Source organism: Microbacterium sp., from assembly GCF_044508325.1.
Classification (GTDB): Bacteria; Actinomycetota; Actinomycetes; order Actinomycetales; family Microbacteriaceae; genus Microbacterium.
The window spans coordinates 40957-55229 of sequence record NZ_JBIQHX010000002.1 but is presented as its reverse complement, the minus strand read 5'-3'; the positions used below and the strand labels follow the sequence as shown (position 1 = coordinate 55229).

Annotated in this window: 16 protein-coding genes; 9 read left to right on the top strand and 7 right to left on the bottom strand. The window is 69.7% G+C overall.

Annotated features, from left to right (window positions below; all coding sequences use genetic code 11):
- The first annotated feature begins 119 nt into the window (after positions 1–119).
- Together ACIWQI_RS01770 and ACIWQI_RS01765 are read left to right on the top strand one after the other, a co-directional pair.
- Complete coding sequence (locus ACIWQI_RS01770) at positions 120–1466, top strand: anion permease (RefSeq protein ID WP_396655353.1); 1347 nt, start codon at positions 120–122, stop codon at positions 1464–1466.
- Positions 1463–1795, top strand: a complete 333-nt coding sequence (locus ACIWQI_RS01765; protein WP_396655352.1) for a peptidase — start codon at positions 1463–1465, stop codon at positions 1793–1795. Before ACIWQI_RS01770 ends, ACIWQI_RS01765 begins: the two co-directional genes overlap by 4 nt.
- Positions 1796–1865: 70 nt before the next feature.
- Here ACIWQI_RS01765 and fmdA read toward each other — a convergent pair whose 3' ends face one another.
- From fmdA to ACIWQI_RS01750, 3 genes are all read right to left on the bottom strand, one after another.
- On the bottom strand, positions 1866–3122 hold the full coding sequence (gene fmdA / locus ACIWQI_RS01760; RefSeq protein ID WP_396655351.1) for a formamidase: 1257 nt from the start codon (positions 3120–3122) through the stop codon (positions 1866–1868).
- A gap of 66 nt (positions 3123–3188) precedes the next feature.
- Positions 3189–3476, bottom strand: coding sequence for an FmdB family zinc ribbon protein (locus ACIWQI_RS01755; RefSeq protein WP_396655350.1), 288 nt, complete (start codon positions 3474–3476; stop codon positions 3189–3191).
- A gap of 4 nt (positions 3477–3480) precedes the next feature.
- Positions 3481–4116, bottom strand: a complete 636-nt coding sequence (locus ACIWQI_RS01750; RefSeq protein ID WP_396655349.1) for an AmiS/UreI family transporter — start codon at positions 4114–4116, stop codon at positions 3481–3483.
- Between the two features lie 238 nt (positions 4117–4354).
- Between ACIWQI_RS01750 and ACIWQI_RS01745 the strand changes: the two genes are divergently transcribed.
- The 3 genes from ACIWQI_RS01745 to ACIWQI_RS01735 all read left to right on the top strand — a co-directional run bounded on the left by ACIWQI_RS01745 (position 4355) and on the right by ACIWQI_RS01735 (position 7414).
- A complete protein-coding gene (locus ACIWQI_RS01745) occupies positions 4355–5263 on the top strand; it encodes a phosphodiesterase (protein WP_396655348.1) in 909 nt (302 codons plus the stop codon).
- A 123-nt stretch (positions 5264–5386) separates the two neighbouring features.
- Positions 5387–6853: an aspartate ammonia-lyase gene (locus ACIWQI_RS01740; protein WP_396655593.1), complete on the top strand. Its 1467-nt coding sequence runs from the start codon at positions 5387–5389 to the stop codon at positions 6851–6853.
- An 84-nt stretch (positions 6854–6937) separates the two neighbouring features.
- Positions 6938–7414 carry a DUF4190 domain-containing protein gene (locus ACIWQI_RS01735; RefSeq protein WP_396655347.1) on the top strand — a complete coding sequence of 159 codons (477 nt, stop codon included), beginning with the start codon at positions 6938–6940 and terminating at the stop codon, positions 7412–7414.
- Positions 7415–7439: 25 nt separating this feature from the next.
- On the opposite strand, the gene ACIWQI_RS01730 is transcribed toward ACIWQI_RS01735, so the two are convergent.
- Positions 7440–8315: a fumarylacetoacetate hydrolase family protein gene (locus ACIWQI_RS01730; protein WP_396655346.1), complete on the bottom strand. Its 876-nt coding sequence runs from the start codon at positions 8313–8315 to the stop codon at positions 7440–7442.
- Between the two features lie 60 nt (positions 8316–8375).
- Between ACIWQI_RS01730 and ACIWQI_RS01725 the strand changes: the two genes are divergently transcribed.
- The gene (locus tag ACIWQI_RS01725; RefSeq protein ID WP_396655345.1) at positions 8376–9545 is read left to right on the top strand and encodes a PrsW family intramembrane metalloprotease; all 1170 of its coding nucleotides are present in this window, start codon (positions 8376–8378) and stop codon (positions 9543–9545) included.
- Between the two features lie 141 nt (positions 9546–9686).
- On the opposite strand, the gene ACIWQI_RS01720 is transcribed toward ACIWQI_RS01725, so the two are convergent.
- Complete coding sequence (locus ACIWQI_RS01720) at positions 9687–10991, bottom strand: threonine/serine exporter ThrE family protein (protein ID WP_396655344.1); 1305 nt, start codon at positions 10989–10991, stop codon at positions 9687–9689.
- 120 nt (positions 10992–11111) lie between these two features.
- Here ACIWQI_RS01720 and ACIWQI_RS01715 point away from each other — a divergent pair, with 120 nt between their 5' ends.
- Both ACIWQI_RS01715 and ACIWQI_RS01710 read left to right on the top strand, forming a co-directional pair.
- Positions 11112–11477, top strand: coding sequence for an FKBP-type peptidyl-prolyl cis-trans isomerase (locus tag ACIWQI_RS01715; RefSeq protein WP_396655343.1), 366 nt, complete (start codon positions 11112–11114; stop codon positions 11475–11477).
- A gap of 101 nt (positions 11478–11578) precedes the next feature.
- On the top strand, positions 11579–12142 hold the full coding sequence (locus ACIWQI_RS01710) for a YceI family protein (protein WP_396655342.1): 564 nt from the start codon (positions 11579–11581) through the stop codon (positions 12140–12142).
- A gap of 79 nt (positions 12143–12221) precedes the next feature.
- Here ACIWQI_RS01710 and ACIWQI_RS01705 read toward each other — a convergent pair whose 3' ends face one another.
- Positions 12222–13529 carry an MFS transporter gene (locus ACIWQI_RS01705; RefSeq protein ID WP_396655341.1) on the bottom strand — a complete coding sequence of 436 codons (1308 nt, stop codon included), beginning with the start codon at positions 13527–13529 and terminating at the stop codon, positions 12222–12224.
- Positions 13529–13750 carry a DUF167 domain-containing protein gene (locus ACIWQI_RS01700; RefSeq protein WP_396655340.1) on the bottom strand — a complete coding sequence of 74 codons (222 nt, stop codon included), beginning with the start codon at positions 13748–13750 and terminating at the stop codon, positions 13529–13531. Before ACIWQI_RS01700 ends, ACIWQI_RS01705 begins: the two co-directional genes overlap by 1 nt.
- A 153-nt stretch (positions 13751–13903) precedes the next feature.
- Here ACIWQI_RS01700 and rpsO point away from each other — a divergent pair, with 153 nt between their 5' ends.
- The gene (rpsO, locus tag ACIWQI_RS01695) at positions 13904–14173 is read left to right on the top strand and encodes a 30S ribosomal protein S15 (protein WP_396655339.1); all 270 of its coding nucleotides are present in this window, start codon (positions 13904–13906) and stop codon (positions 14171–14173) included.
- Positions 14174–14273 lie beyond the last annotated feature (100 nt).

The following is a 14273-nucleotide window of genomic DNA, read 5'->3' as shown; positions in this document are numbered from 1 at the left end:
TGTGCGAGGATTCTGGCTGTCCGGGTAACGGACCACGAATCCACGGTGAACTGTTCGTTCGCGCCCGTCGGCTCCGTCGACATCTTCCTCACCCTCAGATCTCACACGGAAAGCGAACGGTGGAAACAGCAGCCCTGATCGTCGTGCTGGTCATCGCTCTGGCCCTCTTCTTCGACTTCACGAACGGCTTCCACGACACTGCGAACGCGATGGCGACCCCGATCGCCACCGGAGCGCTGCGCCCCAAGGTGGCCGTGCTCCTGGCCGCCGTGCTCAATCTCGTCGGCGCGTTCCTTTCCACCGAGGTGTCCAAGACGATCTCGCACGGCATCATCCGCGAAGACCAGATCACCCCGGTCGACTTCATCCCCATCATCTTCGCGGGCCTGATCGGCGCGATCACCTGGAACATGCTGACCTGGCTGCTGGGGCTTCCCTCCAGCTCTTCGCACGCACTGTTCGGAGGCCTGATCGGTGCGACCATCGTCGGCGCCAGCATCCTGGCGATCAACTTCGGCGAGGTGCTCAGCAAGGTGGTGCTGCCGGCGGTGATCGCCCCGTTCACCGCCGGGGTGATCGCGTTCCTGGCCACGCGATTCGCCTACCTGCTGACGCGTCGCTACGACAACAAGCCGGACGGCCGGGACGGCTTCCGATGGGGGCAGATCTTCACGTCGTCGCTCGTCGCGCTCGCCCACGGCACGAACGACGCGCAGAAGACGATGGGCGTGATCACGCTGACCCTCATCATGGCGGGCTGGCAGAGTGCGGACCATGCCGATCCGTACCCCTGGGTGATCGTCGCCTGCGCGTTCACCATCGCCCTGGGCACCTACATGGGCGGATGGCGGATCATCCGGACCCTCGGCAGGGGGCTCACCGACGTCAAGCCCGCGCAGGGCTTCTCGGCGGAGTCGTCGACGGCGGCCACCATCCTCGCCTCCAGCGCGTTCGGGTTCGCCCTGTCGACCACGCAGGTCGCCTCCGGATCGGTGATCGGCTCGGGTCTGGGGCGGCGCGGGTCGAAGGTCCGCTGGAACACGGTCGGCAGGATCGCCGTCGGCTGGATCCTCACTCTGCCGGCCGCCGGCGCCGTCGGCGCGGTCGCCGCGCTCGTCGTCGTGTGGTTCGGCCAGTGGGGCATCCTCATCGACTCCGTGCTGGCGCTCGCGGTCATCCTCGGCCTGTTCTGGCGGTCGCGGCGCGCTGTCGTCGATGCGAGCAATGCCATGAGCGACGTCGCCGATTCCGGACATGCGGTCAAGGTCAAGCGCAACCCGCCGCCCACGCGTCGCCAGCGCCGAATCCTGCGCGAGCAGGCCCGGCTGCGCGCCGAGGACGAGGCCCGCCGCAAGGCGGACGCGAAGGCGAAGGCGAAGGCGATGGCCCGTCGCGATGCCCAGGAGCGGGCGCGCGAGGATGCCCTGGCCAGAGCCGCCCGCAACGGCCGAGGCGGTGCCAAATGATCGAGATCGACTGGATCGCCTTCCTCGAGGTGTTCGTCGCTGCCCTGGCCGCGGCCCTGCTCGTGGTCGGCTTCTACGCCATCGCCCTGCGCCTGCTCGTGCGGGCCGGCCGGGCGCCTGTCGTCGCCCCGGCCGAGTTCACCGACGCCATCACCGTCATCACGCCGAAGGAGGCGCGCAAAGCCGAGAAGGCGGCGGCCAAGGCGGCACGGAAGAGCCCGCTGACCGAGGGGCAGAAGCGTCTCGCCCTGCTCGGCGCCTACGTCTCGTTCGGCCTGTGCGGACTCGCCGTCGTCGGCGGGATCATCCTCATCATCATCGGGCGCTGACAGCGCACGGCACCGTGCCGGGTACGAGGCCGTACCCGGCACGGTGATCGGATTGCGCCCTGATCGGCGCTCAGGCGTTGGCCGCGCGCGGGGCTCCGATACCCGGATCGATCTGCACCGGGCCCGATGCGGAAGGCCGCACGTCGAAGTCGAAGATCGCGGTCGGAATGTAGACCGTCGAGCACGAGTTCGGGATGTCGACCACACCGGACAGGCGCCCCTCGATCGGCACCGCGCCCAGCAGCAGGTAGGCCTGCTCGGGCGAGTAGCCGAACTTGGTGAGGTAGTCGATCGCGTGCAGGCACGCCCGCTGGTAGGACAGGTGCGAGTCGAGGTAGCGCTGCTCGCCGTCCAGTGTCACCGAGGTGCCGGAGAAGGCGATCCACTCGCTGAAGCGGGGGTCCACCCTGCCCGGCATGAAGATCGCGTTCTCCTTGACTCCATAGGTCTCCATGCCGCCGGATATGACATCGACATGCAGGTCGATGAACCCGCCCATCTCGATCGCGCCGCAGAAGGTGATCTCACCGTCGCCCTGTGAGAAGTGCAGGTCGCCGAGCGAGAGGTTCGCACCGTCCACGAAGACCGGGTAGAAGATCCGGGTGCCCTTGGAGAGGTTCTTGATGTCCTGGTTCCCGCCGTTCTCGCGCGGCGGTGCCGTGCGAGCGGCTTCGCCGGCGACGCGGTCGTACTCGGAAGAGGGGAGTGAGCCCAGGAGGGCTTCACGCGGCTCCGGCGGCAGCGCGAGCGGCGGCACGCGGTCGGGGTCGGTGGCGATGAGCGCCCGCTCCCTGCTGTTCCACTTCGCGAGCAGCTCGGCCGAGGGCGCCGTCCCCATCAGGCCCGGGTGGATGAGCCCTTCGAAGGAGATTCCCGGTACGTGCCGCGAGGTCGCGACCTGGCCCGTGAAGTCCCAAACGGCTTTGTAGGCGTCCGGGAACTGGTCGGTGAGGAATCCGCCGCCGTTGTTGCGGGAGAAGATGCCCGTGTAGCCCCAGCCCTGGCCGGCGAGGGGGCCCTTGTCCTCCTGAGGGATCGGCCCGACATCGAGGATGTCGACGATCAGCAGGTCGCCGGGCTTGGCACCTTCGATCCGGAACGGGCCGGAGAGCTTGTGCACGGTCAGCAGCGGGGCGTTGAGGATGTCGTCGGCCGAGTCGTCGTTCTTGATCGCGCCGTCGAACCACTCGCGGCAGTCCACGCGGAACGAATCGCCCGGCTTGACCGTGGCCACCGGTGGTATCTCAGGATGCCAGCGGTTGTGGCCCACCTTCTCCTGCTGTTCGAACGGCTTCGACGAGTCGAGGGGGAAGATCACTTCAGGCATTTCTGCTCCTTCGTAGGTTGCCGGTATTCAGTTGTGCGGTTGCGCGGCCGTCTGCCGCGGAGCTGCTCAGGGGGGCGGAAGCTTCGCGTGCAGGGGGTTCGTCGTGATCGGCGTCCCCGGGCGGCGTCGCCGGCCGGGGACCGCGCCGGAGACGACCTCGGGCTCGTGTGCGGACCGCTCGGCGCGATCGATGAGGCCGAACTCCGAAGACCCGGTGCGACCCAGATGCGGTGCGGAGTAGACACGGCGGGCGGTCCCGCCGCAGTGCGGGCAGTCTGCGGACGGGGGCACGGCGTTCATCGTGTAGGTGGCGGCGAAGTCACCGCATTCGCAGCGGAATTCGTAGCGGGGCACGATGCTATGCCGCCATCTCTGCGTCTGCCGGCGTGTCGGACTGTGCCAGCGGCACCGGGCGTCTGCCGAGGGCGACCGAGACCACGAGGCTGAGGATGCCTGCGACGGCGAGGATGATCGCCCAGAGCCAGTCGGACTGGAACACACCGGCCAGCAGCAGCAGCGCGGGGATCGTGCCGGTCAGGAAGGAGATGAAGATCGTGAACCAGCCGGTGAGCACGGCGATGCGACTCACGTCGAAAGCCAGCAGCACGAAGAACAGGAACCAGAGGATCGCCCACAGCAGCCAGATGACTCCGAAGACGGGGTCGCTGTCGCGCAGAAGGGCCACGAGTCCGATGACGATGGCGCAGATGACCACGAACAGGGAGAACCAGCCCAGTCCCTGGGCTCCGTGGCCGGTCCACTGGATGAGCCCGACATACAGATAGGTGAAGCCGAAGAGGTAGATCCCCGCCGCGCCCCAGACGGCGGCGGGGTCGCTGCCGCTCTGGATCAGCACGATCGTCGGGAACACCACCTGCATCGTGCCGACGAAGAAGTTCATGATGCCGGCAGCCTTGCCCGGAATCGCGCCGATCAGCATGAGCCCGTTGATGAACAGGACTGCTCCGACGTACAGGAGTCCGACGTTTCCCATGTGCGCTCCTCGCGTCAACGCTTCGGCGACCGCAGCGAAGCACTGCAGCGCAGGCAGACGTCACCCCGCCGCGATCGACTCTGATCCGACATCCAGGTCTCCTTCGACCCGGGCGAGCCAGGCGATCCATGTCCGCCGAGCCCCGTCGGGCCACACGATAGCGGGCCCACTTCGGCTCCGCAACAACCGGTCCAGGGGCAGAATCGGCCGGTCGGCGGCGGTGCGTAGGCTGGGCGCCATGACCGTGCAGTTCGGCCTGCATCCGCCCGCCCGTCACGTGATCGTGCACGTGAGCGACACGCACCTGCTGGACAGCAACCGTCCTCTGGGGGGTCGGTACGACACGGGCGGCAACCTCACCCGGACGCTCGAGGCCGTCGAGCGTCTCCAGGTCCGGCCGGACGCGATCGTGTTCACGGGCGATCTGGCCGACCTCGGTGAGCCGGGTGCGTACCGCGCCCTGCGGGACGCCGTGGACCCCGTCGCCGAGCGGCTCGGCGCTCCCGTGGTGTGGGTGGCCGGCAACCACGACGAGCGACCCGAGCTGCGCCGCGACCTGCTCGGGCTCGCCCCCTCGCAGGAGCCGGTGACATCCGTCCACGATCTCGCCGGACTGCGCCTGATCGCACTCGACACCAGCGTGCCCGGGTGGCACCACGGCGAGCTGGGCGCGCAGCAGCGGGACTGGCTTCGCGACGTGCTGCGCGAGCCGGCTCCGCACGGCACTCTGCTCGCGCTGCACCACCCGCCGCTGCCGAGCCACATCCCCCTGTTCGACATCCTTGAGCTGCGCGATCAGGCGGCGTTCGCCGAAGTCGTCGCCGGCACGGACGTGCGCGGCATCCTCGCAGGTCACCTGCACTACTCGACCAGCGGGACCTTCGCCGGGGTTCCGGTGAGCGTCGCCGCGGCGACGTGCTACACGATGGACATCTCCCGCCCGGCGGCGGAGGTCAACGGCATGGACGCCGGACAATCGTTCCACCTCGTGCACGTCTACGACGACACGGTGACGCACTCCGTGGTGCCGGTGGTCGAGGCGGGGGACGGCGGCTTCTTCACGGCCGAGTGGGTGGAGCGGATGGCTCGCCTCACCCCGCAGGAGCGGCTCGAGGCGTTCTCCCGCAAACCGGGACGTTCCGGCTAGACGCGGCGGCCGGTGCCGGCCTCCGAACTGTACGGGACGGCGAGCCGCCCGGACGTCCGCGCGGGTACGCTCGAAGGGGAGAACCCCCACAACGCTGTGACCCAAAAGGACGCATCCATGACCATGGAAGACACGCCGACGACCCGCACCGAGACCGACTCGCTCGGCTCGATGGAGATCCCCGCCGATGCCTACTGGGGCATCCACACGGCGCGGGCACTGCAGAACTTCGACGTCGCCCGACGGCCCGTCGCGGTCTACAAGGACCTGGTCAAGGCCCTCGCCATGGTCAAGCAGGCGTCGGCGCGCGCGAACAAGGAGATCGGCGTCCTCCCGGCCGACAAGGCCGACCTCATCGACCGCGCCGCGCAGCGCGTGATCGACGGCGAGTTCCACGACCAGTTCGTCGTCGGGGTGATCCAGGGCGGTGCGGGCACCTCCACGAACATGAACGCCAACGAGGTGATCACCAACATCGCACTCGAGCTCGCCGGTCGGGAGAAGGGGGACTACGCGTTCCTGTCGCCCATCGACGACACCAACCGCTCGCAGTCCACGAACGACGTGTACCCGACGGCGATCAAGATCGGCCTCAGCCTGGACCTGCTCACCCTGCTGGACGAGCTGGAGCTGCTGCGCCAGGCGTTCCTTGCCAAGGCCGTGGAGTTCCACGACGTCCTCAAGGTCGGCCGCACGCAGCTGCAGGACGCCGTGCCTATGACGCTCGGGCAGGAGTTCCACGGATTCGCCACCACGCTCGGCTACGACCACCAGCGCCTCACCGAGAACGCGTACCTGCTGTACGAGGTCAACATGGGCGCCACGGCGATCGGCACCGGGATCACCACCCACCCCGCCTACGCACCCACCGTCCTGCGTCACCTGCGTGAGATCACCGGACTCGACCTGGCGACGGCGGACGACCTCGTCGAATCGACCAGCGACACCGGCTCGTTCATGTCCTTCTCGTCGTCGCTGAAGCGCAACGCGATCAAGCTGTCGAAGATCTGCAACGACCTGCGCCTGCTCTCGTCCGGCCCGCAGTCGGGGTTCGGCGAGATCAACCTGCCCGCCGTGCAGGCCGGATCGTCGATCATGCCCGGGAAGGTGAATCCAGTGATCCCCGAGGTGGTCAACCAGGTCGCCTTCGCGGTCGCCGGCGCCGACCTGACCGTGACGATGGCGGTCGAGGCCGGTCAGCTGCAGCTCAACGCATTCGAGCCCGTCATCGCGCACTCGCTGTTCCAGTCGATCACCTGGATGCGCCGCGCCATGCACACGCTGCGCGTCAACTGCGTGGAGGGCATCACCGCCAACCGCGAGCGGCTGGGCGCCATGGTCGGGTCCTCGGTCGGCGTCATCACCGCCCTCACCCCGTTCATCGGGTACGAGGCGTCGGCGGCGCTGGCCAAGGCGGCGCTGCTGACCGACCGCAGCGTGGCCGATCTGGTCGTCGAGGCCGGGCTGATGAGCCGTGAGGAGGTCACCAAGCAGCTCTCGCCGGCCCGCCTGTCGGGGCTGGAGGCGATCACCGCCGCCATCCCGATCGTCCAGGCTCCGGACGACGCGGTCGACGCACGCGCCAGCTGAGCGGCGGCACGGCGTGCACGTTGCCCCGCGGGGCGGCGATGCCCTAGCGTTCGAGGGACAGACTCGTGATGAGAGGATCCTCCCGTGAGCGACCCGCAGAACCCGCAGCCCGACGTTCCGCCCCAGCCCGCTTACGGGGCGCAGCCTCCGGCCGCCCCTCCGCCCGCCGAGCAGCCCTATGCCGCCGCGCCGCCGGCCGCCTACCCGCCCGCCGACCAGCCCTATGCCGCCGCGCCGCCCCCGCAGTACCCGGCCGCGCCGCCGGCGAGCGTCCCCGGTCGCACGCTCGGCATCGTCGCGTTCATCCTGTCGTTCTTCGTGCAGCTGGTCGCGCTGATCCTCGGCATCGTCGCGCTCGTGCAGAGCCGGAAGGCCGGGGTGAAGAACGGCTTCGCCGTCGCGGCGATCATCATCAGCATCGTGCTCATGGTGATCGGCATCATCGTGGGGATCGCGATCGTCGCGTTCCTGCTGCCGCAGGCGATCGAGCTGGCGCAGTTCTGTGCGGAGGCCGGTCCCGGCGTCCACGAGTACCGCGGGGTGACCGTCACCTGCGGCTAGGCCATCGGCCTGCCCGGCCGTCGGATCAGTCGATGATCCGGCAGTGCGTGGTCAGCTCGCCGATGCCGTCGATGCCGACCGTGACCGTGGACCGGTCGCGGAGGAAGATCTGCGGGTCGCGGGAATAGCCGGCGCCGCCGGGACTGCCGGTCGAGATCAGGGTGCCCGGCAGCAGCGTCACCGAGGTCGACAGGTGGGCGATCAGGGTCGCCACCGAGCGCACCATCTGGCCGGTGGAGGCGTCCTGCACGCGATGACCGTCGACCACCGTCCAGATGTGCAGGTCCTGCGGGTCGCCGACCTCGTCGGCGGTGACCGCGAACGGACCGGTGGGGGTGAAGCCGTCGAACGACTTGCAGCGTGACCACTGCGCCTCGGAGAACTGGATGTCGCGCGCCGTGATGTCGTTGACGACCGTGTACCCCCACACGTGGTCGAGCGCGGAGTCGGCCGGCACGTCCCGCGCCGGCCGGCCGATGATGACGCCCAGCTCGGCTTCGTAGTCGATCGACTCGCTCAGCGCCCGCGGCCACTCGGTCGTCTGCTCGTGGCCGGTCAGCGAATTCGGCCACAGGGTGAAGACGGTGGGACTGGTGTCGGTCTTCAGCCCCAGCTCGCCGGAGTGCGCCGCGTAATTGAGCCCCACCGCCAGGATGACGGGTGGGGCGAGGCTGGCGGACGCGAACGACAGCGCGGAGAGCGGATGTCGCGAGGTCCCCGGCGCACGGTCGGCGAGCGCGCCGCGCACCTGGGCCAGTCCGGCGTCGCCGGCGGCGATGAGCTGCTCCAGCGTGGCCGGCCCGCCGGGCACGAGCTCGGCCACGACGAGGGCATCGCCGTCGTCGATCACCGCGAGCTGCGGAGCGGCGGAGCCGGGCGGCACGACATGGGCGAAACGCATCCCTCCACGCTACCCGCGCCCACGAGGGGGGTGCCGGCGCAGCGACCTAGGCTTGGTGATGTGAGCTATCCGTCCCCGCTGTCCCAGCCCCAGCCGGGACGACCGTCGCCGGTTCCGCTGCCGCCGGTGAGCCCGCCGCCGCTTCCCGTTGCGCCGCGCCGCTCCGGCGCCGGCGCGGTGTGGGCGATCGGCGTGCTCGCCGTCGTGCTGGTGGGTCTGGTCGCCTACTTCCTCACCTTCATCGGGCCGGGTGGGTCCCTGCTCGGCATGGCCCTCGCGCTCATCCCGCTCGCCGTGGTGCTCGCGGCGGTGCGTCTCATCGATCGCTGGGAGCCCGAGCCGCGCGTGCTGGTGGTGCTCGCGTTCGCGTGGGGGGCCGTGGCATCCGTCGCGATCGCCCTCCTCGTCGACCTCGGCCTGTTCCTCGTGTTCCGCCCCGCGCTCTCGCCGGCGCAGGAGGCCTTGTCCGCCATCGTCCAGGCGCCGATCGTCGAGGAGCTCGCCAAGGGCCTCGGCCTGCTCCTGATCTTCGTCGTCGGCCGTCGCACGTTCGACGGCCCGGTCGACGGCGTCGTCTACGGAGCTCTCGTGGGCGCCGGCTTCGCCTTCACCGAGAACATCCAGTACTTCGCGCTCGCGATGGCCGACGGCGGCGTGGCGCAGACGACCACCACGTTCTTCATGCGCGGCATCCTGTCGCCGTTCGCGCACGCGATGTTCACGGCGGTGACCGGATTCGTACTCGGGCTCGCGGCGCGGCGCGGCGCGTCGACGCGGGGCGCGCTCGGACCCTGGTGCGCGGGGCTGGTCGGGGCCGTGGTGCTGCACGCGTTCTGGAACGGCTCGGCCGTGCTGGGCGACTTCTTCGCGCTGTATCTGACGCTGCAGGTGCCGCTGTTCATCGGGTTCATCCTGGGGATCATCGCGCTGCGTCGCGAGGAGGCGCGGCTGACCCGCACCCGGCTCGGCGAGTATGCGGCAGCAGGGTGGTTCACCGCCCAGGAGGTCGACATGCTCGCGACCTCTGCGGGGCGCCGCGCCGCCCTCGCGTGGGCGGCGACCCTGCGTGGTGACCGCACGGCGACGATGCGGAGCTTCATCAGGGACGCCACGGCCCTCGCGATGACGCGTCAGCGGGCACTGACCGGACGCGACCCGCAGGCAGCCCGCGACGAACGCGTCCACCTCGAGCGTGCGATGCTCGCACGGGCGGCGCTGTTCGCGCCGTGAGGTGCGGCAGGCGGAGCGCCTCAAGGCTTCGCCGTGAGGCCTTCCTCAGCAAGACTCAGCGCCCGGTGCCGCGGCGATGCCTGCGTGTCTCCCGGGCGCTGAGTTGACCTGTCACTAGAGTGCCCAACCCCCGCAGGAGTGTCAAGCATCCGGGCGGGGGGCCTTCCAGGCGCGTCGCACGGCGCTCAGATCGCGGGTCAGACCCGATCCGACCAGCATCCCGATCGCGATCGCGATGATGGTGATCGCGGTCGTGAACAGCGTCGCGACGGCATCCGAGCTGTGCGAAGCGGCTTCGGTCACGCCGATGAAGCCCAGGGCGCCGGGCACCAGGATCCAGAACCCGCAGATCGTCAGCACGATCGCCGGCGGGGCGCTCGGGAACCGGCCGGCGAGCCGGGCGAACGGCGCCACGACCAGAGCGCCGAGGAACCCGGAGAGCTCGGGCCCGGTGACGAGGTTGCCCAGCAGCTGGGCGCCGTGGGCGACGGCGAGCGCCGCGATCACCCACGGGAGCGCGCCCTTGGGGGCCGACGACCACAGGGCGTAGCCGATGCCTGTGAGCACGATGCCGACCCAGGGCGCCCAGGCGCCCAGCGACGCCGCGTCCTCGTCGGCGGGCAGCTGACCGGTGGCGATCATGCCCGCATAGACGCCGAAGGCCAGCAGCACCAGCCGCGCCCCGCCGTACACGAGCCTGCTCGCGCCCGCGATGATCTGGCCGCGCGTGAGCTCCACGGCGGCGATCGTCAGCGCGAGTCCGGGCAGGAAGCTCGCCAGCGGCGGCGCGACGATGCGCAGCGGATCCTCGCCGATCCAGGGCGTGAGCAGGTGGGCTGTCAGCAGCGTGACGAGGAACGCGGTGACCACCGGCAGGATCAGCGACAGGGTCGCCAGCCGGGAGCCGAAGACCACGATGGTGCCGACGATCGCCCCGAGCACGATGTAGGCGGGCAGCGCGGTGAGCGTCGGGTTGAGCACCAGGCCGAATCCGAGCGTGAGGATGGTGTGCCCGATGATCGTCGTCGCCGTGCGGAATCGCGGCGGTGCGACGCGGATGTCTCGGATGCGGGCGATCACCTCCGCGGGCGGAGGGCGGTCGCGGACGGCTCGGTGCACCTCGTCCTGCAGCGCCGCGACCTGATCCAGCCGCAGCGGCCGGCCCACCTCCGAGAACGCCGTCGTGCGGGTGCTGTCGCTCACGAGCAGCAGAGTGGGGAGGACGGCGAGCTTGAGGTCCTGCCTGTCGTAGGCATCCGCCACCGCGCGCAGGTCCGACTCGACGTCCGGGGTGGCCTGGTTCGCCGCCAGCAGCGTCGCGCCGAACACCCCGAGCATGTCCGGTACGTCGTCGCCGGCGGGTGTCCGGTCGGTGTCGTCGGTCAGCAGCGCGTTGATCGCGTGCCGGATGCGCCCGATGACGCGTGGTGACCTGTGCGATGCCATGGCGGTTCCTCGTCGCCATCCTAGGGACGCGGTCGCGTCGGGCACGCGTGGCCGGTGCCGCGTGTTCGCCGTCCGCGCACCCGATTGACCGCCCGGCGACGGCTCCGATTGGATGGAGGCATGACCGATCGCACCAAGCCCGAGATCGACGCCCCCGAGGGCCCCGCGCCCTCCGACCTCGTCGTCCGCGACCTCATCGCGGGCGACGGCGCCGAGGCGAAGCCCGGCGACACCGTGACCGTCCACTACCTGGGCGTCGAGTTCGACACCGGCGAGGAGTTCGACTCCTCGTGGAACCGGGGCGAGAGCATCCAGTTCCCGCTGCGCGGTCTCATCCAGGGCTGGCAGGAGGGGATCCCCGGCATGAAGGTCGGGGGCCGGCGCGAGCTGGTCATCCCGCCGGACAAGGCGTACGGGCCGGCCGGCGGGCACTTCCTGGGCGGGAAGACGCTGATCTTCGTGATCGACCTGCTCGGCGTGGGCTGAACAATTTTCTATTCACAGGAATAGATAGCGGCGCTGGTCCGTTCTCCTTCCTTCGTGAGCTTGTCGCTGACAGCGACGAAACCGAACCGCGAAGGAATGACATGACCGACACGACCACTGCTCCCCGGATCGCCGGCTACAAGGCGGGCACCTGGGTGCTCGACCCCGCGCACAGCGAGGTGACGTTCAGCGTCCGCCACATGATGATCTCGAAGGTGCGCGGCACCTTCGGCGTGAAGAGCGCGACGATCGTCGCCCCCGAGAACCCCCTCGAGGCGAAGGTGGAGGCGAGTGTCGACGTGGCCTCGATCGACACCAAGGACGAGGGACGCGACAACCACCTGCGCTCGGCCGACTTCTTCGACGTCGAGAACCACCCGACCATGCAGTTCCGCTCGACCGGAGTGCGCATCGAGGACGGCGACTTCCTCGTCGACGGCGACCTCACCATCCGCGGCGTGACCAAGCCCGCCACGTTCGAGCTGGAGTTCGGCGGCTTCGGCGTCGACCCGTGGGGCAGCTACAAGGCCGGCGCGACGGCCAAGACCGTCGTCAACCGCGAGGACTTCGGCCTCACCTGGAACGCGGCGCTGGAGAGCGGCGGCGTGCTGGTGGGCAAGGACGTGACGATCTCGCTCGACCTGCAGGGCTCGCTGCAGGCCTGATCGACCGGCCCAGGGCGGATGCCGCGGCGGTGCGCTGCGGCATCCGCCCTCGCCGTCCGCCCGCCCATGGGCACGGGCGTCAGGGCACCGGGTTCTCGGCGTCGTAGGCGCGGAACCGCGGATTGAGCCGGACCAGCAGGGAGACGAGCCCGACGACGAGGAACCCGCCCAGCAGCGGCGGGAACCACAGCGCCGTGAACGTCGCGAGCGTCCCGACGTACAGCGCGCCCAGGCGCGGGCCGCCCGCCACCACGACCGTGAAGATCCCCTGCAGGCGCCCGCGCATCGCATCCGGCACGGCGGCCTGCATCATCGTGGAGCGGTAGATGGCGCTCACATTGTCGGCGGCGCCGGTGACCGCGAGCGTCAGCGCCGCGAGGGCGATCAGCGTGAAGTTCGCGTGGACCTCGTCCACGACCGGCGGCGCGAACCAGCCCAGCTGCCCGGCGACGAGCACGAGGCCGAACAGGACCGTGGCGACGCCGAACACCTGGATCGCCCGCTGGATGCCGATGCCGTGGTGGCGCACCCGGCCGATCGGTCCCGAGAACAGGCTCGACAGGAAGGCGCCCGCTGCGATGGATGCCGTGAGCACGCCGGTCGTGATCGCCCCGCCGCCCAGCAGCACGGCACCGACGGCGGGGAACAGCGCCAGCGGATTGCCGAAGGTCATCGCGATGATGTCGAGGATGTACTGCAGGCGGATGTTCGGCGCGCGCCGCAGGAACCGCAGGCCGTCGCGCAGCGACGCGAGACCCGGCCGCACGATCTCGCCTTCGGGCCGGATGCTCGGCAGGGTCCACAGGCCCAGGAACAGCGTCGTCATCAGCAGCACGTCGATGCTGTAGGTCCACGCGTACCCGGCGAAGGCGACCAGGACACCGGCCAGAGCCGGCCCCGCCATGACCATGATGCCCACCGTGATGCCACCCAGTGCGGCCGCAGCCGGCAGCAGCTCGCGCGGGATGAGCCGGGGCACGATCGCCGACCGCGTGGTCATGACGATCGAGTTTCCCGCGGAGTTGATGACGCTCAGCAGATACAGCGACCACACCGTCTCCAGCTGGGCCCAGGCGAGCACCGCGAGCATCAGCGTGGACAGGAAGGTGACCGACGCCGCCAGCAGCCCCACGACGCGACGGTCGAACGCGTCGGCGAGCATTCCGCCGTACAGTCCCGCGATGATCATCGGAACCAGGCCCGCGACGGCGATCATCGACACCGCGAAGGTGTCGCCGGTGAGGTCGTAGACGTGCAGCATGACCGCGACGATGGTCAGCTGGCCGCCCAGCCCCGTGAGCGTCGAGCCGATCCACAGGCGCGTGAAGGCGGGGGAGACCCGGAACGGACTGAGGTCGATGAAGTGATCTCTGCGAAGCCGCGCCACTAGTCGTCCACCTCGACGCGCTTGATGCGCGAGGTGTGGCCGCGCACGATGCGCACGCGGCTGGGCGCCGTGCCGAAGTGGGCGCCGAGGGCGCGGATGAGCCCCTCGTTCGCGGCCCCGTCGATCGCCCGCTCACGCACGTGCACGATCAGCGCGTCGTCGGTGGTCTCCACGAGCGGGCCCTTGCGGCTGCCCGGTTTGACACGCACTGTGTACTGCACCCATCGAGGCTATCGGCTGCCGCGACAGGCGGTGCGCACGCTCGTCCCGGTGGCTGGTAGACTGTTGCGGTTGCCGTCAGAACGGCCGCGGATAAAGAGAGCTCACGCATCCGGCGTCGGGCACCGCGCAACGACGAGGAAGGGGATCGGCCTATGGCACTGGAAGCTGAAGTCAAGAAGGCGATCATCGAAGAGTACGCGACGCACCCCGGTGACACCGGTTCCCCCGAGGTGCAGGTCGCTCTGCTGACGCAGCGCATCAAGGACCTCACCGAGCACCTGAAGGATCACAAGCACGACCACCATTCGCGTCGTGGGCTGTTCCTGCTCGTGGGTCAGCGCCGTCGTCTGCTCGGCTACCTCCAGGACATCGACATCGAGCGCTATCGTGCGCTCATCGAGAGGCTTGGACTGCGCCGCTGACGCGACCAGCGTTCAATCGCACAAAACATTCTTGGAAGGCCGCCCCGGGTGTGGGGCGGCCTTCGTCGTCCCGCCGCGGCATCGCGAACCCGAGGATTCG

Bases quoted from the DNA above. Each gene is read 5' to 3' on its own strand.
- ACIWQI_RS01765 (WP_396655352.1), top strand. From the start codon at position 1,463: ATGATCGAGATCGACTGGATCGCCTTCCTCGAGGTGTTCGTCGCTGCC.
- fmdA (WP_396655351.1), bottom strand. From the start codon at position 3,122: ATGCCTGAAGTGATCTTCCCCCTCGACTCGTCGAAGCCGTTCGAACAG.
- ACIWQI_RS01750 (WP_396655349.1), bottom strand. From the start codon at position 4,116: ATGGGAAACGTCGGACTCCTGTACGTCGGAGCAGTCCTGTTCATCAAC.
- ACIWQI_RS01745 (WP_396655348.1), top strand. From the start codon at position 4,355: ATGACCGTGCAGTTCGGCCTGCATCCGCCCGCCCGTCACGTGATCGTG.
- ACIWQI_RS01740 (WP_396655593.1), top strand. From the start codon at position 5,387: ATGGAAGACACGCCGACGACCCGCACCGAGACCGACTCGCTCGGCTCG.
- ACIWQI_RS01730 (WP_396655346.1), bottom strand. From the start codon at position 8,315: ATGCGTTTCGCCCATGTCGTGCCGCCCGGCTCCGCCGCTCCGCAGCTC.
- ACIWQI_RS01720 (WP_396655344.1), bottom strand. From the start codon at position 10,991: ATGGCATCGCACAGGTCACCACGCGTCATCGGGCGCATCCGGCACGCG.
- ACIWQI_RS01715 (WP_396655343.1), top strand. From the start codon at position 11,112: ATGACCGATCGCACCAAGCCCGAGATCGACGCCCCCGAGGGCCCCGCG.
- ACIWQI_RS01710 (WP_396655342.1), top strand. From the start codon at position 11,579: ATGACCGACACGACCACTGCTCCCCGGATCGCCGGCTACAAGGCGGGC.
- rpsO (WP_396655339.1), top strand. From the start codon at position 13,904: ATGGCACTGGAAGCTGAAGTCAAGAAGGCGATCATCGAAGAGTACGCG.